We start from the raw sequence: 22894 nt of genomic DNA on the forward strand, positions 1-22894 counted from the left end.
CGGGCCTGGCCGCATCCACCACTGCATGCGTACCATCGGTGCGGCAGAGGTCGCGCTGGAGAAAATGGCCAAACGCCTGCTCACCCGTCAGGCCTTTGGCAAGCGCGTCGCAGACCATTCCATCTGGGAACAGCGTATCGGTGAGGCGCGTGTCGAGATCGAAATGTGCCGCCTGCTGACGCTGAAAGCGGCCTATATGATGGACACGGTGGGTAACAAGATCGCCAAAAATGAGATCGCCATGATCAAGGTCGCCGCCCCTCGCATGGCCCTGAAGATCATTGATGACGCCATTCAGGCGCATGGCGGCGGCGGCGTGACCAGTGATTTCGGCCTGGCGGAAAGTTATGCCAAGATTCGTACCCTGCGCCTGGCCGATGGTCCGGATGAGGTGCATTTGCGGGCGATTGCGCGCAACGAATTCCGCAAATACCGCGACACGAGCTATCCAACCCACAAACCGGAAACCGGCATTCAGTGGGACTGATCCGTACCGGAATTACTCAACAGGTTCAGGGCTGATGCCACGGCTTAGCTTTCGGGTCTGAAATCATCTGCCGTCTTCCCTCTTTGCAGGGAGGGCGGCTTTTAGAATGGCACATTCGGGTCGTCTTCGCCTGCATCGCCAATTGTCAGACCGGCAAAGTCGAACACGCGCGCATCGTGCAGGTGGCTCGGTCGTACCGTCGCCAGCGCGTGGGCCATCACCTGGCGCACGCCCGGCTTCTTGCGTTCCCACTCGTCCAGCATTTGCTTCATCGCCACGCGCTGCAGCCCGTCCTGACTGCCGCACAGATTGCACGGGATGATCGGGAATTCCATCGCTTCGGCAAACTTGGCGAGGTCGTCCTCCGCTGCGGTGATCAGCGGCCGCAGCACAAAGCAGTCGCCCTCATCATTCAGCAATTTTGGCGGCATCGCGGCGAGCCGTCCGCCGTGCACGAAATTCATCATGAAGGTTTCCAGAGCGTCGTCGCGGTGATGGCCCAGCACGATGGCGTCACAGCCTTCTTCCCGCGCGATGCGGTAGAGAATGCCCCGGCGCAGGCGCGAACACATCGCGCAGAAAGTGCGCCCCTCCGGCACTTTCTCGGTGACGATGGAATAGGTGTCCTGCGTCTCGATCCGATACTTGACGCCCACCTTGTCCAGCCACTCCGGCAGCACATGTTTCGGAAAGCCCGGCTGGCCCTGATCTAGATTGCAGGCGATCAGGTCCACCGGCAGCGCGCCCTGCCATTGCAGGTCCAGCAGAACGGCCAGCAGGCCATAAGAGTCCTTGCCGCCTGACAGGCAGACCAGCCATTTCGGGCGCTTTGCCTCACCGGCATCCACCGCGCGTCGGTCGACCATCTTGTAGTCGTCGATCGCCTTCAGCGCACCGCGCACCAGCCGCTTGCGCAGCTTCTTGAAGCTGACGCCGCTTGGCGCATCTGCAAACAGGGGCGGCGCCGTGGAGAAGGAGGATGCATCATCTGCCATGCTCGCCCTATCTCACGAGATGCCAAAAACAGGAAGACCCCGGCGCAGAAACCGCCTCCGCGTCATTTCCCCATGCCGACTTCCCGCTCATAGCGATAGGTCAGTTCCACGATGACCACTGTCAGGGCATGGCCGGCGAAGCCTACGGTCCACCAGATAGTTGGCCACAGCATCACATAATGGTCACCGCCTATGCCCAGGCTGATGCCGGCGAACAGCAGCATGCCGAACAGATAGCTGCCCAGGTGGATGAAGAAGGCTAGCCGCATACCTGCGGTCACCTTGGCCTGCTTTTGGCGCACCAGCGCTTCGGCCTCGGTCTTTGCGTCGAGTGTCAGTGCCATGACGTCGACATTGAACGCCGCCGCCAGCGCCTTCAGGGATTCGCCGGATGCCTTGTCGCCGCGTTCGATGCGCTGCACCGTTCTCAGGCCAATCCCGGCGAGGTCCGCAAGGTGTTCCTGCGACCAATGGCGCTCTTCTCTCCAGCGTTTGATCTTGTTGGTGTCGGCCTGAAATTGCATCTGTCTTGTCTCCAGCGCAGGGTGAAACTTACCCCATCCAGACAGCGGAAAAAGCCCTGACGGGCCACGCCATGTATGCGTCACGTGCCCGCCAGCACCACGCCACGAGCCTGCCAATTGCCGGAAATATCACGAAAATCGCGTTTCCAGGAGTCGGCAGCCTAACCAAAGAACGGGATGCGGAACCAGCGCTTGATTTTCCACCAGCGGCGCAGCCGGGGATTGTTCGGGCCGTCATGGGTGCCGCGCGGGATCAGGATGTCATTCATGCGTGGCTGATAGTTGCGGATCAGATCCTCTTCGACGCGCGCCCGGTCTCCCGGTTTCTTGATGACCAGCACGTGCCGCTCTGTCGCGCCGCGCTTCCACCAGGCTTCCCACCAGCGCTCATGGCCGATCAGCCGCGATTTGAAGTTCGTCGCCTTGCCGATATAGAGCGGGAACAGGAAGAACACGAAACGGCGCCGCACGAACACATAGATGCCGCCGCCATCGGGCAGGCCGTTCTTTGTCAGCGTGATCTTGAATCGGTACGGCCGCCCGGATTCCCCCCACCAGGTATGCCAGCCAAAAAGAATCCACATCGCGTGTCCCTCCAGATATGCGGGAAGCTCTACCGCCTTGGTTAATCAGGGGTTAAAATGTGGCTGTTTCCGGGCCTTGCTTGGGTCAATTCCTTACAAGTTTGCCCAATTTGTTAAACCGGCAGGGGGGACTCAGGCGTTTTGCAGGGCACGTTTGACCGGCGCAAAGCTCATCCGGTGATGCGGGCAGGGGCCGTGCAGGGTCAGCGCTGCGGCATGGGCAGCCGTTCCATAGCCCTTGTGTCCGGCAAAGCCATAGGCCGGGAAGGCGGTGTCCATCTCGCGCATCAGCGCGTCCCGCGTCGTCTTCGCCAGGATCGAGGCTGCAGAGATTGCGGGCTCCGTGAGATCGCCCTTCACAATGGCCGTCGCCGGGCAGGGCAGGCCTTTTGGCAGGGCATTGCCATCAATCAGGATCTCTTCCGGCGTCAGGCCAAGGCCCTCAATCGCGCGGACCATCGCCAGGAAAGTCGCCTCGCGAATGTTCAGCCGGTCGATCTCCTCCGGGCTGGCATGCGCAACACACCAGGCCGCCGCCCGCTCGCGGATGATCGGGGCCAGCGCTTCTCGGCGTTTCTCGGTCAGCTTCTTCGAATCGGTCAGGCCTTGGATCGGTCGTGCCGGGTCCAGGATCACCGCGCCCGCCGTCACCGGTCCGGCCCAGGGGCCCCGGCCCGCCTCATCGACGCCCGCCACAAGAAGAAGACTGCCACTCATCTCGCCACAGAAACGCGAGTCGCTCTTGCGCTCCAGCGCGCTCCGCGCTTCAACTGCAGGCATGACACATCCATATCGCATCCAGATGCATGAGACCGGTGGGCCGGAAGTCCTGAAGGTTGAAGAGTTTGAGCCCCGCAAGCCCGGCGCTGGCGAAGTCCTTGTCCGCCAGAGCGCCTCCGGCCTTAATTTCATCGACACCTATCACCGCACGGGTCTCTACCCCGTGCGCCTGCCCTTCACGCCGGGCCAGGAAGGCGCGGGCATTGTGCAGGAAGTGGGTGAGGGCGTCACCCGCCTGAAGCCTGGCGATGCGGTCGCCTATCTCGGCGCGGGCACCTATGCCAGCCACTTCACCGGCCCGGCAGACCGTATGCTGGCCCTGCCGGCGGAAGTGCCCCCGCAAGAGGCTGCTGCCGTTCTGCTGAAGGGGCTGACGGCCTGGGCCCTGCTGTTTGAGGTGCGCGCGATTCAGGCGGGCGAGACGGCGCTGGTCTGGGCTCCGGTCGGCGGCGTTGGCAGCCTGCTGGTGCCATGGGCGGCCAGCCTCGGCGCGCGTGTCATCGCCGTCACCTCGACCGATGAAAAGGCCGAAAAGGCCAGGGCGCTCGGCGCGTCAGACGTGATTGTCGGCTATGAAGGCGTTGCGCGCAAAGTGCGTGATCTGACGGATGGGCGCGGCGTGGATGTCGCCTATGACAGTGTCGGCAAGATCAGCGCGGAAGAAAGTCTGTCCAGCCTGCGCACGGCGGGCTGGTTCGTCACCTATGGTAATGCTTCGGGGCCGGTAGACCCGATCCCGCCGGGGCGGCTCGCACAAGGCGGGTCGCTCGTCATGACGCGACCGACTTTGTTCAGCTTCATTCAGACCCCGGAAAGCCTCGCCCGCGGCGCTAGCCTGCTCTTCAGTGCCCTGAAGGCCGGAACCCTGAAAGCCGACATCGGCCAACGCTTCCCCCTCACAGACGCCGCCAAGGCCCACGAAGCCATAGAAAGCGGCACAACGACAGGCGCAACGGTATTAATTCCGTAGGGTGGGTCACGACTCGACCATAACCCTTCTATCCACGCTCACCTTCACCACAACGCCATCACGCCTCCCGCCGTTGAGCATGCGGCGGGTGAGGCGTTCATAATGAGCGATGAAATTCCGTAGCCAATCCTTACGCGCCTCGGGCAGGTCGACGAGCGCTATGCCCTGATTTTGCGCTTCCTGCTCGGTGCGCCAGCGCAGCACGCAGTCAAAGCCCGGCGCGTCGAGATGGCAGAAAGCGTCTGCCATGTCCCATAGTGCGGCATAGGGCCCGGCGAGCTGTTCCTCCTGCCAGCGCCGCCAGGCGAGCGCGCCCGGCGTTGCCTCCACGGCGTTCAGCGGCGGGGTTTCCAGAGAGGCAAAATCCGCCAGCACGCCCATCATCCAGCCTTCAACGAGGATCGCATCCGGCCGCGCGGGCAGGGCGCGCCACTCTTCTGTGGGCAGACGGTCGTCCCGTCGCTTGTCGAACACCGGCACAGGCACGCCTTCACTGCCATGCCGCAGGGCGTCCAGCGTTTGCCCCAGCAGCGCCACATCATGCGTGCCGGGCGGGCCGCGAGTTCCACTGAGAGGGTGCACGCTTTCCGACAATTGCGCGCGCTCGGCGCGGGTCAGATAGAAATCATCCAGGCTCATGCCGGCAATTCGGTGCGGTGCGCTTTCGATCACGCGCTTCAGCGCCGTGGACTTGCCGATGCCCTGCGCGCCCGACACAAACAGGATCGGCACCGCGCCGCCCGCCTGTGCGATGGCGCGCGCCACAAAGGCGCTCAAATGGTCTGCCATAGTCCGCATTTGGGGCCTTTCAGCGGCTGCCGGGGAAAGGGCTCTCCGGCGAAGATCATAAACTTATCCTACCCCGCGCAAGTTGAGTCTATGCTTACCCCATGTTCGAGATGCACCCCGTAACGCGCCGATGGCTGGAGAAAGCCTGGCCCTTTGTGGCCGGGCTGCTCGTACAGCTGCGCGAGCGTCTGGGGGATGGCAGCGACCTCGTTCCGTATGCGGTCTACTATGGCGCACGGCGAAAGCTGCGCATTCTGGAATCTCTGGTGCGGCGCATGATCTATCTGCGCGCCATGGAGATTGAGGTGACATGGAGCCCACCCAAGCCTTCCGCCGGGCAGGCCGCGCGCCGCCCTCATGCTGCGCCGGTCCAGACATCGGCCACGCCGAAAGGGCCCGGCCAATTGGCGGTGGCGGATACGTGGCCGCTCTATATACCTGGTCAGCGCAGCTCGATTGATTATAGCGCCAGACCGTCCATCTGGGTGTTCGGCACGCCCCGCGCGCCAGAGCCCGAAGCCCCGCAGATGCCGGAGGAGATGGAGGCAGGTGGCCTGATCCGCCGGCTCGCCCGGCTGGAAGCCTCCTGCGAAGACCCGGAAAAGGCCGCACGCCGCATGGCCTTGTGGCAAGCGCGACGTCTTCAGGTGATACGGCAAAAGCCATGCCGCACGCATCCGCTGCGCGTTGGGCGACCGCCCGGTTATTGCCGGCGGCTAAGGCGGAAAGACCCGCTACAGGGAAAACTCTATGATGCCTGGTGTTTCTGCCATTGGGCGGATCTGGACGCCTATAAGCCGCCGCCCCGGCCTGCCAGTGGCTAGTGACGCGTCGTCCTGTTTTGCGAAAATGAAAAACCGCCCACCCCGCCTTTTCTGATGGAGCGCGGGGCGGGCGGCGTTGGGCGGGCAAAAGCGGGAAATGTGCGCCGCCCTTCAGGCCTCTGTTTTCTTCCCTGTCGAGGTGCAGAATGCCCTCAGCCCGTGAAGACTGCGTGAGCAAAATCGGTCAGTTTTGAAGGGGCCGGTTCAGCCGGGGCTAACCATGCTGGCGCGGGCCGTCAGTCCGTCACCGGCAGGTCCAGAAGCAGGGCCGGGTCAATATAGAAATCCCCGTCGCGGCTTTTGCTTTCGGGGTTTCGCCACTTCACCGCCCAGTGAAGGTGCGGCCCGGTCGTACGGCCGGTATTGCCGGTCTTGGCCAGCAGGTCTCCGCGTTGAACCGTGTCGCCGGGTGTCACGTCCACTTCGGACAAATGCATGAAAACCGAGACCAGCCCGTGGCCATGGTCCAGAAAAACGGTGCCACCTTCATAATAAAGGTCCGGATCGGCCAGGGTCACGGTGCCCGCCGCAGGCGCCACAACCTCCGTGCCCACCGGGGCGGCCATGTCATAACCGCGATGGACCGAGACCTTCTCGCAGGCCTCGCCGGTCACTTTGGAGACGCCGGTATATTTCCGCGTCGGGCCGAACGGCGATGAGGTCGGGGCAGCCGACGGCTTGATGAATCCGGTGACCGCGCCAGGGCCGGGATTGAAGCGGGCAAAGGCATCCTGCTTCTTCACCCAGCTGCGACCGGCATGGGCCTTCTGCTCTTCAGAGCGGGCATCCACCTTGTCACAGTCAAAGCCGTCGATCTCGCGATAGTCATCATTGCGCTCGGCAATCTTGAGGTCGCCATAAGCGCCGCTCTCATGCGACCAGCCGATTACGCTCGGAGCAACGGTCGACAGGCCGAACTGGGCCGTGCCGCTCTCATCTGTGGTGAGCTTTATGCCGGCCACCGTGAACACGGTCTCGGCGGGGCCTTGGCAGATGACCAGCCCGCCCTGGGTCAGCACGCCCCCACACTCGACGGCGGACAGCTGGGTGGCCTTATGCTTGACCGGGGATTCTGCCGTGGCGCAGGCTGCGCCCATGGCCGCCAGCGCAAGCAGAAGGACGCGGCGCATCAATCCTCCGCCTTTATCATGCGGGAATTTGCCGCTTCCGCATCCCAATAGGCTTCTTGAAGGTCCACGCTCCAATAGCGCAGCGCGCGGATCGGAATTTTCCGGCCGGTCACCGCGCAGACAACATAATCGCCCGGCGTGATAACTTCGACGTCGGCATCGAGATAGCGAAGGCGCGCTTCGCCGCTTGGGGAAGAGGAACGTGTCAGCATGTCTTCATCATGCCTGATCGTTTGGGCAATGAAAAGATGCCGCGAACATAAAGTTTCTGCTTTGTTCTGCGGAACAAATATGGTACATGTGAGTCAAGACTGGCAATCGGGGGCTTTGCCAAATCAGCCCTCATGGTAGACCTAAGGAGACGACTCATGGCCAAAGCGGCGCTACAACTCGTGGACAAGGATTCAGGCGTGGATAAGCAGAAAGCTCTCGAGACAGCGCTGGGCAACATCGAACGTTCTTTCGGTAAAGGCTCGGTCATGCGCCTTGGCGACAAGAAAGTGATGGATGTTGAGGCCGTCTCAACCGGATCACTGGGACTGGATATTGCCCTCGGCATTGGCGGCCTGCCCAAGGGTCGGATCATTGAAATCTACGGTCCGGAAAGCTCCGGCAAGACAACGCTCTCGCTGCACAGCGTGGCAGAGGCCCAGAAGAATGGTGGTGTGTGCGCGTTTATTGATGCAGAGCACGCGCTGGACCCGGTCTATGCTGGCAAGCTGGGCGTTGATCTGGACGATCTCCTCGTGTCGCAGCCCGATACGGGCGAGCAGGCGCTGGAGATTGCTGACACGCTTGTGCGTTCCGGCGCGGTGGACCTTCTGGTCATCGACTCCGTGGCGGCGCTGACTCCGCGGGCGGAGCTTGAAGGCGAGATGGGGGATTCCCTGCCGGGCCTGCAGGCACGTCTGATGAGCCAGGCTCTGCGCAAGCTGACCGGCTCGATCTCCAAGTCCAAATGTATGGTGATCTTCATCAACCAGATCCGGATGAAGATTGGCGTCATGTTCGGCAGCCCGGAGACCACAACCGGTGGTAACGCTTTGAAATTCTACGCGTCTGTACGTCTGGATATCCGCCGTATCGGCGCGATCAAGGATCGCGATGAAGTGATCGGTAACCAGACGCGCGTGAAAGTGGTCAAGAACAAGGTTGCCCCGCCTTTCCGGCAGGTCGAGTTCGATATCCTCTATGGTGAGGGCATTTCCAAGACAGGCGAACTGATCGATCTGGGCGTCAAGGCTGATGTCATCGAGAAATCGGGCTCTTGGTACTCTTACAATGGTGAGCGGATCGGCCAGGGCCGTGAGAAGACACGCACCTTCCTGAAGGAAAATCCGGCGATTGCCGATGAGATCGAAGATGCCGTGCGCCGGAATGCCGGGCTTCTGGCGGATGAATTGCTGAATGCCGGCATGGAATCCGAGGAAGACGATACACCGGACGCCGCGGAAGCCTGATCCGGCCCAACCTTTTTTACGCCGGGCGGCATGGGTTTGCCCGGCGTCATACCCCACTCTCTCACCTGCGAACTGCCCCTTTGTGGTGCAGCCTCCTTGGCGTGCCGCAAAGGGGCCTTTATATCGCCATTGTAATATAGGTGCCGGGTGACTCGGTATCGGATCACTGGATTGCAAGGATTTGAGAGCTGCACATGACGAGCGTTAACGATATTCGCGAAGGCTATCTCTCCTTTTTTGAGAAAAAGGGGCACGCGCGCCAGCCTTCCGCGCCGCTCATTCCGCAGAATGACCCGACACTCCTGTTTGTAAATGCAGGTATGGTGCCCTTCAAGAATATCTTCACCGGCGCCGAAACTCCGCCAGCTCCGCGCGCCACTACGTCCCAGAAATGTGTGCGTGCCGGCGGCAAGCATAATGATCTCGACAATGTCGGCTATACGGCTCGTCACCACACATTCTTCGAAATGCTCGGCAATTTCTCTTTTGGCGATTATTTCAAGGATGAGGCGATCGCATTTGCGTGGGAGCTTTGCACCAAGGAATTCGGCCTGGACCCTGCACGCCTGTTGGTGACCGTCTATGCAGAAGACGATGAAGCGGCCGACATCTGGAAGAAGGTGGCGGGCTTCAACGATTCCAGGATTATCCGGATCGGCACGTCCGACAATTTCTGGTCCATGGGCGATACCGGTCCGTGCGGACCGTGCTCGGAAATCTTCTTCGACCATGGTGAAGATGTCGCCGGTGGCCCTCCCGGCAGCCCGGATGAGGATGGCGACCGGTTTATCGAGATCTGGAATCTGGTCTTCATGCAGTTCAATCAGCTGGCAGGTGGCGCGCGTGAAAACCTGCCCAAGCCGTCCATTGATACGGGTATGGGCCTGGAACGGATTGCCGCCGTTCTGCAAGGCGTGCACAACAATTATGATATCGACCTGTTCCGTTCACTGATCGCTGCGGAAGAAGACCTCTATGGATCGAAAGCCGAAGGGGATAAACTGGCCTCTTTCCGTGTGATTGCAGACCACCTCCGCACGGCGGCCTTCCTGATTTCCGATGGTGTTCTGCCATCCAATGAGGGCCGTGGATATGTGCTGCGCCGCATCATGCGCCGCGCCATGCGTCATGGTCATCTTCTGGGTGCGCGCGAGCCACTGATGTACAAGCTGACCCCCGCATTGATCGGGGAAATGGGCAAGGCCTATCCGGAACTTGGCCGCGCAAAAGCAGCCATCGAATCCGCCCTTGAGCAGGAAGAGGCCCGGTTCCAGCGCACACTTGGCAATGGACTGTCCCTGCTGGACAAGGAAACGGAAAACATGTCCGCCGGAGACTCCTTACCGGGGCAGGTCGCCTTCAAGCTGTCAGACACTTACGGCTTCCCGCTGGATTTGACGCAGGACATTCTGCGCAGTCGTGACATGACGGTCGATGTGGAGGGCTTTGAGGCTGCGTTGGAGGAACAGCGCGCCGGCAGCCGTGTTGGCGGTTTCTCCTCAGGAGATCAGGCAACAGAAGAAATCTGGTTTCGCGTGCGCGATGAGGCTGGCCGGACAAATTTCGGCGGCTATTCCGGTACGGAAGGTAAAGGCAAGCTGGTTGCCATCGCGGTTGGTGGCAAGCTGACGGACACGCTTCACGCCGGCGCCGCAGAGCTCGTCTTCAATGAAACGCCTTTCTATGCTGAATCCGGTGGTCAGTCTGCTGACCATGGCGAGATCGTGTTTGATGGCGGCGCACGCTTTATCGTGCGTGACGTGCAAAAAAGGGCAGGCGATCTACATGTGCATATCGGGGAGCTCGTCTCCGGTGAGGTAAAGGTTGGTGAAACGGCCTCGCTTCATGTCGATGGTGAGCGCCGCAAGGCCATCATGGCCAATCACTCCGCTACGCATTTGATGCATGCTGCGCTACGCAAGGTTCTGGGTGAGCATGTCACGCAGAAAGGCTCTCTCGTTGAGGCTGACCGTTTCCGCTTTGACTTCTCCCACAATGGTCCACTCACTGCGGCCGAAATTGAGGCTGTGGAAGATGAGGTCAATGCTCAGATCCGTGCAAACCTCGAGACGGGCATTCAGGTGACTACCCCGGAAAAGGCCATCGAGGCGGGTGCGCTGGCGCTGTTTGGCGAGAAGTATGGCGATGAAGTCCGTGTGCTGTCCATGGGGACAGGCGATGATAAACGCTATTCGGTGGAGCTTTGCGGCGGCACGCATGTCGAGCGTTCGGGCGACATCGCCGTCTTTGTCATCACGTCCGAAAGCGGCGTGTCCGCTGGCGTGCGCCGGATCGAGGCGGCGACAGGTGCTGAGGCGCTGGCATATCTGAAAGGCCGCGCGCAGATCGCAGCTGATTTGGCCGAGCAGATGAAGGTTCCGCTCAAGGATGTTCCGCGCCGTGTCGCGGCTCTGGGTGATGAGCGTCGTAGCCTGGAGAAGGAGCTGGCCGAAGCCAAGCGCAAGCTGGCCATGGGCGGTGGAGGCTCTGCGCCTGTTGGTCCGGAAGAAATCAACGGTATCAAGCTTCTGGCCCGTGTGGCTGAAGGTGTTGGCGGCAAGGAGCTGCGCACTCTGGTCGATGAGGCCAAGGCGCAGATTGGCTCCGGCATCGTGGCCTTCGTCGGCGTGGCTGATGGCAAGGCAGGCGCGGCCGTGGGTGTGACAAAGGATTTGACCGACAGATTTTCCGCTGTGGACCTGGTCAAGGCGGCTAGCGAGGCGCTGGGCGGTAAGGGCGGCGGAGGCCGTCCGGATATGGCCCAGGCCGGTGGTCCCGATACGGACAAGGCCGAAGAGGCTCTGGAGGCTGTCCGGGCTCTGATCAAAGGGTAAGGTGCGTCAACTGCGTCGCGATTGAGCGAAGGAGGTTTATGCGCAGGAAAAAATGAGGCCCGCCCCGGCGGAACGACACGCCCGTGACGGGGCATGCTTTTTCATGCGTGTAGATATTTTTATTCAATCGGAGGGTTCGGTGAAGACGGCCCAAATAAAAATCCGTCCCTATAGGGCGGAAGATAATGATATTTTGAGCGACATCTGGCTGCGGGCTTCCCGTCTTGTGCATGGCTTTCTACCGGATCAGCATCTGGTGGCACAGCAGGCGCTTGTGGCAAGCATATATCTGCCCGAAGGGGATACGTATGTGGCCGTGCAGAGCAGTAAACCTGTGGGTTTCATTGGCCTCAGAGGGGCTTATGTGGGGGGACTGTTTGTCGACCCTGCCTCGCAACGTAAGGGGACAGGCCGACGCCTGCTGGCCCGTGCCTTTGAGGCCCGCGCGTTCCTCACCCTTGGGGTTTATGCGCTGAATGATCAGGCGCAGCGCTTCTATAAATCCATCGGGTTTGAGGAGGTAGGGCGCAGCGGGACGGATGAACAGGGCATGCCGTTTGAGGTGATCACGCTGCGCTGTGAGCGTGAAGCGGCGCGCCTCTGATACGGGGCTGTACCTTGAGCCGGGCATTGGCCCGGTACACGCTGGCAATTGACTTGAGCCACGGGGCGCTTATGTAAGGGCCCCGTGGTGATTTGGTCGGTCGGCTTGCAGCCACGTTAAATAACTTGCTAAAAGGCTGCGCGGTAACTCCGAACACCCTGTTGGCAATCTGCATGTCGGCCTGAAATGTTCGTGGAGTATCGCTTATGCCCATTCGAATTCCTGACGGTTTGCCCGCCCGTGACGCGCTGGTGCGGGAGGGTGTGCAGGTGCTGGATGAATCCATCGCGACGCGTCAGGATATCCGGCCCATGCAGATCGGCTTGCTGAATCTGATGCCGAACAAGATCGAGACGGAAACGCAGATCGCCCGCCTTGTCGGCGCGACACCCCTGCAGGTGGAGCTGACTCTGGTACGTATAGGCAGTCACGTAGCGCGCAATACGTCTGAGGAGCATCTGATCTCTTTCTACCATACCTGGGAAGAGGTGAAGCATCGCAAGTTTGACGGCTTCATCATCACTGGTGCGCCGATTGAAAAACTTCCCTATGAGGAGGTTTCCTATTGGAATGAGCTGACGGATATCTTTGAGTGGACGAAGACGCATGTGCATTCCAGCTTTTTCATCTGCTGGGGCGCGATGGCGGCGGTGAGCTATTTCCATAATGTGCCAAAGCACCTTCTGGAGCATAAGGCTTTCGGTGTTTACCGGCACCATAATCGCAAACCGGAATCGCCTTTCCTTACGGGATTCTCTGATGATTTTTCCATCTCCGTATCCCGCTGGACAGAAGTTCGCCGGGAGGATCTGCCGAGCGATGGCTCGCTGGATGTTCTGATGGAGAGCGACGAGACGGGGCTTTGCCTGTTGCAGGAAAATCAAGGCAACCGGCTCTATATCTTCAATCATATCGAATATGATTCCACCTCTCTTGAGGCGGAGTATCGTCGCGATGTCGCGGCGGGCAAGGAGATTGCCGTGCCGGCGAATTACTTCCCGGAGGATGATCCGACGCGCACGCCGAAAAATCGCTGGCGGTCTCATGCCTTCCTGCTGTTCGGAAACTGGATCAATCAGATGTACCAGACGACGCCGTACAATCTGGAAGATATCGGTACAGAGCAAGCGGGCGACAGCAAGGTGCGGCTGCCGCGCTAGCCTTCATGCTTGCAGGTCTAGCAGGGGCTTGCGGCTACCCGGTCTGGCATAGGCGGCAAGCGCGGATTGCCAGTCTTCCAAGGTGTATATATCCGTATCCGGCATTTTTGCTTCACGAAGCATGGGCCACAAATTCTGAAACAGGGTTTGCCAGATTTGCGGCGCGATCAGCCCCAGACTCTCGCGCATGTGGAATCGGGTGTGCGTCTCGCGTGCATGGGCCTCTGCCATGACCGGCTTGCCAGAGAGAAGGCCGTAGCTGACAAAGGCGCCGCCTGCAGGCATGGCATTCAGGATGATGGAGCCAGTCTCACCGCCAAGCGCGTCTAAGGTGAGATCAGCTTTCTCGGCGACTGTCCTGACGCGGCTGGTATCGACAAGCGAAACAGGTTCAACGCCCATGGCTTCCAGTTCTGCCTTGCGACTATCGGAGCGGTAGACGCCGGTGACACTCCGCGCGCCGTCTCGCCAGGCCCATTGGGCCAGCAGGCTGGCGCAGGTGGAGCCGGCCCCGGTCAGCAGGACGTGACGGTCTTTGACGGGCCATGTCTTCAACATCAAATGTGCCGCAAGCGGATTAATGTAGGCGCGCGCGGCCAGCACATCCGGGATGTCATCCGGCACCGGAATCGCAAGGGCGGGGGCGGCATCGATATGTGTTTGCCATGTGCCATTCCCGCGCAGGGACAGGACGCGCCGGCCGATCAGATGCTGATATGCTGCTGGCGCATCGGTCACATGACCAACGCCTTCATAGCCTGCGACTTGGGGCGGCTGCACGCGGTGGCGATAGGCGCCGGTAATCGGGATAAGGTCCGATGGGTTAACCGGCGCCAGCCGCATTTCAATGCGCAGCGTCCCCTCCGGACGCGAGCCAAGCGGCGCGCTCTCCAGAGACAAGCAGTCTTGCGGCGGGCCAAAATTTCGATACCAGAGGGCGCGATGTTCCATGCGCCGGGTGTAGCTGCCTGCCGAGGGGAAACCAAGCCGGTCCTTCCTAAGCGGTCAGTTTCGCCTGGCGCGTCGTTTTAGAGGGTCTGGCCCTCCGTCTTGGGTGTGGCCCGAAACAGGGACAGTAAAATCGGGATGGCCAGGCAGACGATCAGCATGTCCGAGATCGGGAAGGCATGCCAGATGGCCTGCGCGCCTGCGCCAGCTGCCAGGGCCGCGATCAGGGCAGGCAGCAGCAGGAAGGATTTTGTCAGGGTGAGCAGGGCGGCCTTTTCGGGGCGACCAATTGCCTGGCAATAGAGGGCGAGCACCAGAATGGGGCCGGTCAGGAAATAGATCGCGGCCATGTAGCGGAGAATGCTCGCGACCTGGGCTATGACAGATTCATCCTGAATGAACAGCCCTGCTATGGAATGTCCAGCAAACTGGAAGAGCAATTCCATGCCAACGCAATAGGTAAAGCCGGTCAGCATGGCGGCTTTCAACGCGCTCCGTGCTCGACTTATCTCGCTAGCGCCCCAATTGTTTCCGGCGACACTTTGCAAGGCCAAGGCAAAAGCCATGTTGGGCAGGAAGGCAAACCCCATAACGCGCGTCACGATGCCATAGGCGGCAATCGTATCGGCGTAGGCCTCAGTCGCGGTCAGCCGCAAGGCGAGGATCACGCAGAAGGAAACAAGCGCCATGCCGATGAAGCTGAGACTCAGCGGTGCGCCGAGGGTAAGGATGTTCGCCCAGCCTCCTCTCCAGCTTTTGGTGAGCAGGCTGGAGATGGGAAGCGTACCCATCCCGCGTGCGCGGAGGAACAGGAGCAGGCCGAGCCCCGCGCCCTGGGCCAATACTGTGCCCCAGGCGGAGCCTGCAACGCCCATGTTCAGCTGTCTGATCAAGACATAGTTCAAGACAATGTTCGCGAAAGTCACGCCCACCGATAGCAGGGCCACCAGTCCGGCGCGGCCTTCATTACGCCAGGTGTCTGCGTGCAGGCCGAGGGCAAACTGAAGCGGTGTGCCGGCGACCGTGATGCCAAGATAGACAAGCGCCATCTGTGCGACGCGCTCGTTTTGGGCCGCAAGCTGTTTCATCAGACCGGGCCCAAGGCAGACAAAGATCAGTATCGTGATGGCTGAAAGGGTAAGGGCCAGGCCGTGGGCGCGCGCGAACGTGGCACCTGCCGCGTCAGTCTCCCCCGCGCCGAGCTGGCGTGCGAGGAGGCTGGACATGCCGCCACTGACAAGTGTCGACATGGCAATCAGAACCATGATGACCGGGAAAGCGAGGCCAATGGCCGTCATCGCGTCCGCGCCAACGAACCGCCCAAGAAAGGCAGCATCAATGATATTGAGCAGGCCGTTCATCAGCATGATCAGCATCATGGGCAAGGCGTTTGCCATGAAGACGCGCAACACCGGCTGGCGCAGAAATGTATTATTGGGTGATGGTTGCAGAGACATCACTCACTCCTCAAGAGCGCATTCCGATCATGATGGGGGCCTGCATTGCCCACCGCCGAAATACTTCGAGGGTGAGGGAGGGGAGATCATCTTGTGACTGAACTTCACCGGGACACATGTCTGCAGGCGGCAGGTGTTCAGAACCTTGCGCAGGCCAATAGGCCGGAGTGGTGGCCGTGTCAATTAGGCATCAGGGCATGGTGAGGTTGGGCCTCAGGCTTGGCGTCAGCGCGTGGCATTTGGCATTTGACCAAGGGATGTTGTGCTTTTGATCTTGTCTGAAGGTGGCTTCACTGCATCAAAAGTCCGGCAAAAGCCGGACCGTGATGAAATGGTCGGAGTGAGAGGATTCGAACCTCCGGCCCCTGCCTCCCGAAGACAGTGCTCTACCAGGCTGAGCTACACTCCGTGCCGAAGAACGGGGTGTTTACGCCTGCGTGCGGAATTTGCAAGGGGGCAATCTGAGTTTCGGTGGTTTAGCCGACAACAGGAAGCAGTGGCTCGTCCGCGCCGGGGCTCCAGGGTTCGTATTTTGTCATGATACCCTTGAAGAGATGGCTCTGCTTGTGGCCCTCCAGCCAGGCCTGGACATAGGGCAGGGGCTGGTCATTGAACCAGTCCATATCGGTATGGGCGAACTGGCGCACGAAGGGGAAGATGGCGATATCGGCCAGGCTGCGCGTCTTGCGGACGAGCTGTCCGCCATTCGCGGCGATACGCGAGTCGAGGTCGGCGAGCACTTCCAGCCCTTCCGCGCGTGCGGCGCCCGGCACGAGGCTCTCGGCCGCATAGCGGTTTGGGTATTTGTAGCGGTCCAGCGCCTGCTTGAAGCGGCCGTCATTGCGGGCGATCAGCTCTGCGGTCGTCTGCGGGTCTGCGGCTGTCCAGCCTTCGGGGTCATTTTGTGCGAGGGCCCAGCGCATGACGTCCAGGCTCTCATCGACGACGGTGCCAGACAGGGTGACAAGAACCGGCACAGTGCCTTTCGGGCTCGCCTCAAGCATCTCAGCGGGCTTGTCTTTCAGCACAATTTCGCGGACGCGGACGGGAATTCCGGCCATGGACAGGCCCATCCGGGCGCGCATGGCATAGGGGCAGCGGCGGAAACTGTAGAGAGTATGCGGGGCGGCGGAGTCTGGCGTCATTTTGTGGGGAAGCCTTCCGGAAATTCCGGAAGCTGCTGTTTCGGATCGTACCAACTGGCGCAATCTGACCGCCAGATATGGCCTAGCGCATTGCCCTCGATTTCGGTATCGAGACAGCCAAGCCGCAACAGCACGACGGGCTGGTCCATCCGCTCCGCCATGATTTGCGAGCCGCATTTGCTACAGAAGTTCCGGAACTTGCCTGCGCTTGATTCAAAGCGGTTCAGCGCTTCCTTGCCTGCGGTCCAGTGGAATGCGCTCCGCGGCACAGGCATGACTGAGGAAAATGCCGCTCCATGTGCCTTCCGGCAGGTCTGGCAATGACAATGAACAATCGGGCCGGCTTCGGTGTCCACTTCATAGCGGACGACGCCGCAGAGGCAGCTGCCTTCAAGCATTCTCGGTTCTGGCCTCTTCTTCGGTTTTGCCGGTGTCCTCGCTTCGGCGGGCCTCCGCCTCTGGTCCCATATGTTGCTGGCCGCGCTTGCGGGCAAGGTCGATCTGTTTTTGGCGCTCGGCAAAACGGGCGCGCTGTTCGTCCGTCATCTCGTCCACGCAGTGCGGGCAGGAGACGCCCGGCACATAGGCCGCGGCCTGCTTGTCTTCCTCGGTGATCGGGCGCTTGCAGGCATGGCACATGTCATAGCTGCCGGGGGTGAGATCATGCTTTACGGAGACGCGCTCATCAAAGACGAAGCACTCCCCGCGCCACAGGCTTTTCTCTTCCGGCACGGTTTCGAGGTATTTCAGGATGCCGCCATTGAGATGGTAGACATCATCAATGCCTTCGGCTTTCACAAAGCTGGTCGCCTTCTCACACCGGATGCCGCCGGTGCAGAACATGGCGATCTTCGGCGTGCGGCCTTCGGATTCCAGTTTGCTTCGGAAGTCGCGGAACCAGTCCGGGAATTCGCGGAAGGTCTTGGTGCGGGGGTCGATCGCGCCTTCGAACGTGCCGATGGCGTATTCGTAATCATTGCGCGTGTCGATCAGCACGGTGTCAGGATCTGAGATCAACTCGTTCCAGGCGTCCGGGTCCAGATAGGTGCCAACCAGGGCATTCGGATCTGTGCCCGGGATGCCCATGGTGACGATCTCTTTCTTAAGGCGCACTTTCAGGCGCAGGAAAGGCATCTCGTCCGACTGAGAAAATTTCGCTTCAAGTGTCTCGGCGCCGGGCAGGGCACGCAGCGTGGCAAGCGCGGTCTCAATGCCCTCGGCAGGGCCGGCAATCGTGCCGTTGACGCCCTCGGCCGCGATCAGGACCGTGCCCTTTACGCCAGCCGCGTCCAGCGTGTCCGCCAGTCGGGCGCGATGGGACTCAAAGTCCGGAAAGGAAAAGAATTTGTAGAAGGCGGCAATCGTGTAGGTCATGGCGGTACTTATGGCAGATTACGGGGCGAATTTGAATGATACGGTACAGAGGCCCCTGTGGTGAGCTCAGGCCTTTTCAGGCTCTGACAGGATACGCGGCAGCTTGAAGGTGACAGTCTCGCGGGCGGTTTCGACGCTGTCGAGCGTGACGTCGAAACGCTCCCGGCAGGCATTGATCACGCCCTGAACAAGATCTTCCGGCGCGCTGGCCCCGGCGGTGAGGCCGAGCAGGTCCACCCCCTCAAACCAGTCCCAGTTGATATTCTCGGCGCTGGCGATCAGTTCGGAGCGGCTGGCCCCGGCGCGCAGGGCCACTTCAACCAGGCGCTTGGAATTGGAGCTGGTCTCCGCGCCGATCACCAGAACGAGGTCTGCGCCCTGGCCGATCACCTTGACCGCGTCCTGGCGGTTTGTCGTGGCGTAGCAGATGTCTTCCTTGTGGGGGCTGGCAATGCCGGGGAAGCGGGCCTGAAGCGCGGCGACGATGTCTGCCGTATCATCCACAGACAGGGTGGTCTGGGTGACGAAGGCAACATTGCTAGGGTCCCTCGGCTCAAAGCTTTCGACGTCTTCCACGGTTTCGATCAGGGTTATCGTGTCATTTGGCAGCTGGCCCATCGTTCCGATAACTTCCGGGTGGCCGGCATGGCCGATCAGGACGATCTCGCGGCCTTCACGGTGGTGGCGCTCTGCCTCGACATGCACCTTGGAAACCAGTGGACAGGTAGCATCGACAAAGATCATATTGCGGCGCTGGGCCTCGGCCGGCACGGATTTCGGCACGCCATGAGCGGAGAAGATGACCGGGCGGTCTTCCGGGCATTCATCCAGCTCTTCCACGAAGACGGCGCCCATTTCCTCCAGGCGGGAGACGACATGGGCATTGTGGACAATCTCGTGACGAACATAGACGGGCGCGCCCCATTTGCCGAGCGCTTCCTCGACAATCTGGATCGCGCGGTCGACCCCGGCGCAGAATCCCCGCGGGGCGGCCAGGCGTATGGTAAGGGGGCGGCGGTCGGTCATTTCATCCAGTCTCCTGCCTGCAGGCGTTGCGCCGAGGCGATTGGGCCTTTAACACATCTCCACCAACACATGGACACGCCATTGCACAAGGCCAAGAAGGACTCGCCGACGCATGATCAAATATGCCCCACTTCTCGCCGCGGCCATTCTTACGACAGGTTGTGCCAGCAGAATCGCTGAAAGCCTTGATACACGCCAGAATGCAGGTCCGTGCCCCCCTGTCGCGGCACTGTATGATTCAGCGCGCTATGTGGAGTTTGATGGCGAAGGAAAACTCTACACGAACATTGAATATACTGGGGAAATCATCGGCGCGCGCCTGTATTGCCGCTATGTGGGCGATAACCCGCTGGAAGCTGAGATTGAGGTGGATTTCGCTTTCGGCAAGGGCCCGGCGGCGACCTCTGACGACCATGTCTATCCGTATTATGTCGCTGTGACCCGCAGGAATGGCAAAGTGCTGGCGAAGAAATATTTCAGCGTCAGCGCGGATTTCAATGGCGGCAAGCTGGATGGCAAGACCGAGGTGGTCAACAAGATAAAGATCCCGCGCGTTGACGAATCAATCTCCGGATCGAACTTCGAAGTCATCGTCGGATATGACCTGACGCCGGAGCAGCTGGAGTTCAACCGCGCGGGCAATCGCTTCCGCCTGGATGCCGGACAGTAATCATGGCCAGCCTGACGAAAGACCTGACGGCGGCCGCGAGTGCCGCCTTTGAAGCGTTGGGCTTTGAGGCGCGGTGGGGCGAGGTGCGCCGGTCCGACAAGCCTGAATTTGCGGATTTCCAATGCAATGGCGCGATGGGCGCGGCGAAATCTGCCGGCAAGAATCCGCGCGAAGTGGCCAGCGAAGTGGCCTCGACGCTGAAGGCCTACCCGTTCGTGCTGTCTGCAGAAGTGGCGGGGCCTGGCTTCATCAATATCCGCATCTCTGACGAGGCGCTGGCCGAACGCGCGACCAATGTTCTGACCAGTGAACTGGCGGGCGGCGAGCCTGCGACGGACCCGAAAGTCACGGTGATCGATTTTGGTGGCCCGAACGTGGCTAAGCCCATGCATGTCGGCCATCTGCGCTCTGCCGTGATCGGCGATACGCTGGTGCGCCTGTTGCGCTTTCTGGGTGATCATGTCACCGGCGATACGCATCTGGGTGACTGGGGCCTGCAGATGGGCCATCTGGTGACGGAGCTGCATGATGAGCAACCGGACCTAATCTATTTCGATGCGAGCTATGAGGGCCCGTATCCTGAAGATCCACCGGTGACGATTGAAGACCTGGCCCGGATGTATCCGGCCGCCAGCGCCAAGGCGAAGGAAGACCCGGCACGGCTGGAGCGCAGCCAGAAGGCCGTCGCGGAGCTGCAGGCGGGGCGCCCCGGCTATCGCGCGCTGCTGAAGCATTTCATCGACGTTTCGGTCGCCGCGCTGAAAGTCGATTATGAATTCCTGAACGTGCATTTCGACCTGTGGAAGGGCGAAAGCGATGTCGACCATCTGATCCCTGGCCTGATCGAGAAGTTCAAGGCGGCGGACCTGGCGCGCGAGGATGATGGTGCCTGGATTGTCGATGTGGCCCGCGAGGGCGAGAACGTGCCGGTCGAGAAGGACGGCAAGGTCAATCTGAAGAATCCGATGCCGCCGATCATGCTGGTAAACAGCCGCGGCGGGACGGGCTATCACACGACGGACCTCGCAACGATCGAAGACCGGATGGAAAATCTGAAGCCGACGCCGGAACTGATGCTGTATGTTGTCGACCAGCGTCAGGCGCTGCACTTTACGCAGGTGTTCCGCGCTGCTGAGCGGCTGGGCCTGATCGACGAAGGCCATCTCGAACATATCGGTTTCGGCACGGTGAATGGCCCTGACGGCAAGCCCTTCAAGACCCGCGAAGGCGGCATGCTGCGGCTGGCCGATCTGAACGCGATGGCGCTGGAAGAGGCACAGAAGAAGATCGCCGAGGCGGGCAAACTGCCGGAAGACATGCCGGAGGATGAGCGCCTTGATGTCGCGAAGAAAGTCGCGCTGGCGGCGCTTCGTTTCTCTGACTTGCAGAATACGCGGACCGGTAACTACGTGTTCGATCTTGATCGCTTCACCAGTTTTGAAGGCAAGACCGGGCCCTACCTGCTCTACGCGGCGGTGCGGGTGAAATCCCTGCTGCGTCGGGCGCAGGAAGAGGGGCTGGAGCAGGGCGAGATCTTGATCGGTCATGACGCCGAACGCGCGCTGGTGCTGCAGCTGGACGGCTTCGCGCTGGCCCTGATGCAGGCCCGCGAGAAGCGGATGCCGCATATTCTGTGCGAGCATGTCTACAATCTGGCGCAGGCCTTCAGCGCGCTCTATGCCGCTGTGCCGATTGCGTCTGAAACAGACCCCGCCCTGCGCGCAAGCCGCCTGTCTTTGTCTGCTGCCGTGCTGAACCAACTGGAAGCGGGTCTTGGCATTCTGGGCATCAAGATTCCGGAACGCATGTAGCGCCGTCTCGCTACGGCCTGTCAGCGGCGGGATGTTCGATCCTGCCCGATCCCTCTAAGCTGTTATCTGAAACAGCCCATGGAGGAGTTCAGACATGGCCACGCAGGTAACCAAAATTCCAGACGCAGCCGCGCGCCCCACGCCGGACTGGGAGTTTGCCTCGCAATGGGCGAAGGCCTGGCGCGTGATCAAATGGTCCGGCTTTGCCCTGCTAACGCTGGCCTTCCTGACGGTGATCGGACAGGGCTTTCTGTTCTACCGGATGTTTGATGAAGTGCACCCTTTCCTGGGCTATGGCTTCATCCTGCTGCTGGCGGCGCTGCTGATCTTACTTGTGGGGCGGCCGGTCGCGTCTTTCCTGTCGATGCCAGTTGCGGCCAAGCCGCCGCATACGCTGTTCGATATTGAAGATCCGGACATTCTGATCCTGTCGGACCGGCTGAAATATGATCTCAAATATCTGAACATGCTGAAGCGCAATCCGCTACTGAAGGAGGAATTGCTGGCCATGCAGGATGGCCTGAGCGAGGGCCGGGCCCTGCTGGCGCGCATGGGCAAGGCGCAGCTGAGCGAGGCGGCGGAGCTGGCCAAGGCGCTGGAGGCCTTCCAGCAGGCCCATATCGAGGCGCACCTGCGCAAGCTGGACGCGCGGGTCGAAAAGCTGATCCATTCCGAAGCGGTCGGCGTAGGCGTCGCCACGGCGTTCTCGATGAATGGCACGGTCGATGCCTTCATCGTGCTATGGCGCAATGTGAATCTGGTGGCAAAGATTTCCCAGATCTATTTCGGGCGGCCGCATCTGGGTGGCACGCTGCTGATCCTGCGCGATGTGATGGCGATTGTCGTGATCAGCCGCGCGTTGGAAGACGTGACCGATATGACCGGCGATGTGATCGGCGGATTGCTGGGGCGTATGGGCGGGCTGATCGCCGGGCCGGTGATGGATGGCGCGGTGAACGCCATGCTAACGCTAAAGCTCGGCTATCTGGCCAAGCGCCGCTGCCGCGCCTTCAAGGGCTGGTCGGCGCGTCAGGCGCGGTCAATCTCTGCCGAGGCGCTGGAGCGGGTGAAGCGCGAATCCGGCTCGGTCGCGACCGATCTGCTCAAGGCATGTGGGGGGCTGACCTCCCGCGCGGCTTGGGCAGCGGAGAGGACCATGTCAGGCTCTCGTAATGCCTGGTCGCTGGTGCAGAGCTGGTTCGGGCGCAAGCCTTCGAACGCCTGACGCGGCGCGGGGCCCCTGTTCGTCCCATGATTGCGTGAAGCCGGTTTCCTTGGCACAAAGTCAGACGGGCTTGGTGGACCTGTAGAGGAGGGGCGCA

General features: G+C 60.9%; 23 protein-coding genes, 1 tRNA gene and 1 riboswitch. Of the genes, 10 read left to right on the top strand and 14 right to left on the bottom strand.

All coding sequences use genetic code 11. The features are described from left to right. On the top strand, positions 1 to 487 hold a 487-nt coding region (locus HY2_RS01040), incomplete at its 5' end, for an acyl-CoA dehydrogenase family protein (RefSeq protein WP_034823860.1). 101 nt (positions 488 to 588) lie between these two features. Here HY2_RS01040 and ttcA read toward each other — a convergent pair. The 4 genes from ttcA to rnhB form a co-directional block, all read right to left on the bottom strand. Beyond that, positions 589 to 1482 (bottom strand): tRNA 2-thiocytidine(32) synthetase TtcA, encoded by an 894-nt coding sequence (gene ttcA / locus HY2_RS01045; RefSeq protein WP_051594587.1) that lies wholly within the window; start codon positions 1480 to 1482, stop codon positions 589 to 591. Positions 1483 to 1544: 62 nt separating this feature from the next. After that, positions 1545 to 2006: a helix-turn-helix domain-containing protein gene (locus HY2_RS01050; RefSeq protein WP_034823862.1), complete on the bottom strand. Its 462-nt coding sequence runs from the start codon at positions 2004 to 2006 to the stop codon at positions 1545 to 1547. A 161-nt stretch (positions 2007 to 2167) separates the two neighbouring features. Continuing rightward, positions 2168 to 2590, bottom strand: coding sequence for a GIY-YIG nuclease family protein (locus HY2_RS01055; RefSeq protein ID WP_034823864.1), 423 nt, complete (start codon positions 2588 to 2590; stop codon positions 2168 to 2170). Between the two features lie 132 nt (positions 2591 to 2722). After that, positions 2723 to 3307: a ribonuclease HII gene (gene rnhB / locus HY2_RS01060; RefSeq protein ID WP_034823978.1), complete on the bottom strand. Its 585-nt coding sequence runs from the start codon at positions 3305 to 3307 to the stop codon at positions 2723 to 2725. A gap of 61 nt (positions 3308 to 3368) precedes the next feature. Between rnhB and HY2_RS01065 the strand changes: the two genes are divergently transcribed. Next, a complete protein-coding gene (locus HY2_RS01065; protein ID WP_034823866.1) occupies positions 3369 to 4340 on the top strand; it encodes a quinone oxidoreductase family protein in 972 nt (323 codons plus the stop codon). 6 nt (positions 4341 to 4346) lie between these two features. On the opposite strand, the gene HY2_RS01070 is transcribed toward HY2_RS01065, so the two are convergent. Further along, positions 4347 to 5129 (bottom strand): hypothetical protein, encoded by a 783-nt coding sequence (locus tag HY2_RS01070; protein WP_051594588.1) that lies wholly within the window; start codon positions 5127 to 5129, stop codon positions 4347 to 4349. A gap of 101 nt (positions 5130 to 5230) precedes the next feature. Here HY2_RS01070 and HY2_RS01075 point away from each other — a divergent pair, with 101 nt between their 5' ends. Continuing rightward, positions 5231 to 5953: a hypothetical protein gene (locus HY2_RS01075; RefSeq protein ID WP_034823868.1), complete on the top strand. Its 723-nt coding sequence runs from the start codon at positions 5231 to 5233 to the stop codon at positions 5951 to 5953. Between the two features lie 236 nt (positions 5954 to 6189). On the opposite strand, the gene HY2_RS16525 is transcribed toward HY2_RS01075, so the two are convergent. Then, a complete protein-coding gene (locus tag HY2_RS16525) occupies positions 6190 to 7083 on the bottom strand; it encodes a M23 family metallopeptidase (RefSeq protein ID WP_051594589.1) in 894 nt (297 codons plus the stop codon). After that, positions 7083 to 7295, bottom strand: coding sequence for a DUF2093 domain-containing protein (locus HY2_RS01085; RefSeq protein ID WP_034823869.1), 213 nt, complete (start codon positions 7293 to 7295; stop codon positions 7083 to 7085). Before HY2_RS01085 ends, HY2_RS16525 begins: the two co-directional genes overlap by 1 nt. A 156-nt stretch (positions 7296 to 7451) precedes the next feature. Here HY2_RS01085 and recA point away from each other — a divergent pair, with 156 nt between their 5' ends. The 4 genes from recA to HY2_RS01105 all read left to right on the top strand — a co-directional run bounded on the left by recA (position 7452) and on the right by HY2_RS01105 (position 13141). Continuing rightward, complete coding sequence (gene recA, locus HY2_RS01090) at positions 7452 to 8543, top strand: recombinase RecA (protein ID WP_034823870.1); 1092 nt, start codon at positions 7452 to 7454, stop codon at positions 8541 to 8543. Positions 8544 to 8737: 194 nt separating this feature from the next. Next, positions 8738 to 11377: an alanine--tRNA ligase gene (alaS, locus tag HY2_RS01095; protein WP_034823872.1), complete on the top strand. Its 2640-nt coding sequence runs from the start codon at positions 8738 to 8740 to the stop codon at positions 11375 to 11377. A 193-nt stretch (positions 11378 to 11570) separates the two neighbouring features. After that, positions 11571 to 11981 (top strand): GNAT family N-acetyltransferase, encoded by a 411-nt coding sequence (locus tag HY2_RS01100; protein WP_206740969.1) that lies wholly within the window; start codon positions 11571 to 11573, stop codon positions 11979 to 11981. Between the two features lie 74 nt (positions 11982 to 12055). Beyond that, a riboswitch (SAM riboswitch) is annotated at positions 12056 to 12133 on the top strand. Between the two features lie 54 nt (positions 12134 to 12187). Continuing rightward, on the top strand, positions 12188 to 13141 hold the full coding sequence (locus tag HY2_RS01105; RefSeq protein ID WP_034823873.1) for a homoserine O-succinyltransferase: 954 nt from the start codon (positions 12188 to 12190) through the stop codon (positions 13139 to 13141). A gap of 3 nt (positions 13142 to 13144) precedes the next feature. Here the strand turns inward: HY2_RS01105 and HY2_RS01110 are convergent, their stop codons facing one another. The 7 genes from HY2_RS01110 to ispH all read right to left on the bottom strand — a co-directional run bounded on the left by HY2_RS01110 (position 13145) and on the right by ispH (position 19091). Continuing rightward, positions 13145 to 14092: a zinc-dependent alcohol dehydrogenase family protein gene (locus tag HY2_RS01110; RefSeq protein ID WP_034823874.1), complete on the bottom strand. Its 948-nt coding sequence runs from the start codon at positions 14090 to 14092 to the stop codon at positions 13145 to 13147. Between the two features lie 77 nt (positions 14093 to 14169). After that, entirely contained in the window at positions 14170 to 15546 is a 1377-nt protein-coding gene (locus HY2_RS01115; protein WP_034823875.1) for an MATE family efflux transporter, read from the bottom strand. A 332-nt stretch (positions 15547 to 15878) separates the two neighbouring features. Further along, positions 15879 to 15955, bottom strand: a tRNA-Pro gene (locus HY2_RS01120). Between the two features lie 67 nt (positions 15956 to 16022). Further along, positions 16023 to 16691, bottom strand: a complete 669-nt coding sequence (locus HY2_RS01125) for a glutathione S-transferase (RefSeq protein ID WP_034823877.1) — start codon at positions 16689 to 16691, stop codon at positions 16023 to 16025. Then, complete coding sequence (locus tag HY2_RS01130; RefSeq protein WP_034823879.1) at positions 16688 to 17089, bottom strand: GFA family protein; 402 nt, start codon at positions 17087 to 17089, stop codon at positions 16688 to 16690. The genes HY2_RS01125 and HY2_RS01130 overlap by 4 nt, the downstream gene beginning before the upstream one ends. Next, entirely contained in the window at positions 17082 to 18065 is a 984-nt protein-coding gene (trhO, locus tag HY2_RS01135; protein ID WP_034823880.1) for an oxygen-dependent tRNA uridine(34) hydroxylase TrhO, read from the bottom strand. The genes HY2_RS01130 and trhO overlap by 8 nt, the downstream gene beginning before the upstream one ends. A 66-nt stretch (positions 18066 to 18131) precedes the next feature. Continuing rightward, positions 18132 to 19091, bottom strand: coding sequence for a 4-hydroxy-3-methylbut-2-enyl diphosphate reductase (ispH, locus tag HY2_RS01140; RefSeq protein WP_112061176.1), 960 nt, complete (start codon positions 19089 to 19091; stop codon positions 18132 to 18134). 112 nt (positions 19092 to 19203) lie between these two features. On the opposite strand from ispH, the gene HY2_RS01145 reads away from it, so the two are divergent. From HY2_RS01145 to HY2_RS01155, 3 genes are all read left to right on the top strand, one after another. Next, complete coding sequence (locus HY2_RS01145) at positions 19204 to 19761, top strand: hypothetical protein (RefSeq protein WP_233346069.1); 558 nt, start codon at positions 19204 to 19206, stop codon at positions 19759 to 19761. 2 nt (positions 19762 to 19763) lie between these two features. Next, positions 19764 to 21572, top strand: a complete 1809-nt coding sequence (gene argS / locus HY2_RS01150) for an arginine--tRNA ligase (RefSeq protein WP_034823883.1) — start codon at positions 19764 to 19766, stop codon at positions 21570 to 21572. Positions 21573 to 21666: 94 nt separating this feature from the next. Continuing rightward, positions 21667 to 22797, top strand: a complete 1131-nt coding sequence (locus HY2_RS01155) for a DUF697 domain-containing protein (RefSeq protein ID WP_034823884.1) — start codon at positions 21667 to 21669, stop codon at positions 22795 to 22797. Positions 22798 to 22894 lie beyond the last annotated feature (97 nt).

The sequence above is a fragment of the Hyphomonas pacifica genome (assembly GCF_000682675.1).
GTDB lineage: Bacteria > Pseudomonadota > Alphaproteobacteria > Caulobacterales > Hyphomonadaceae > Hyphomonas > Hyphomonas pacifica.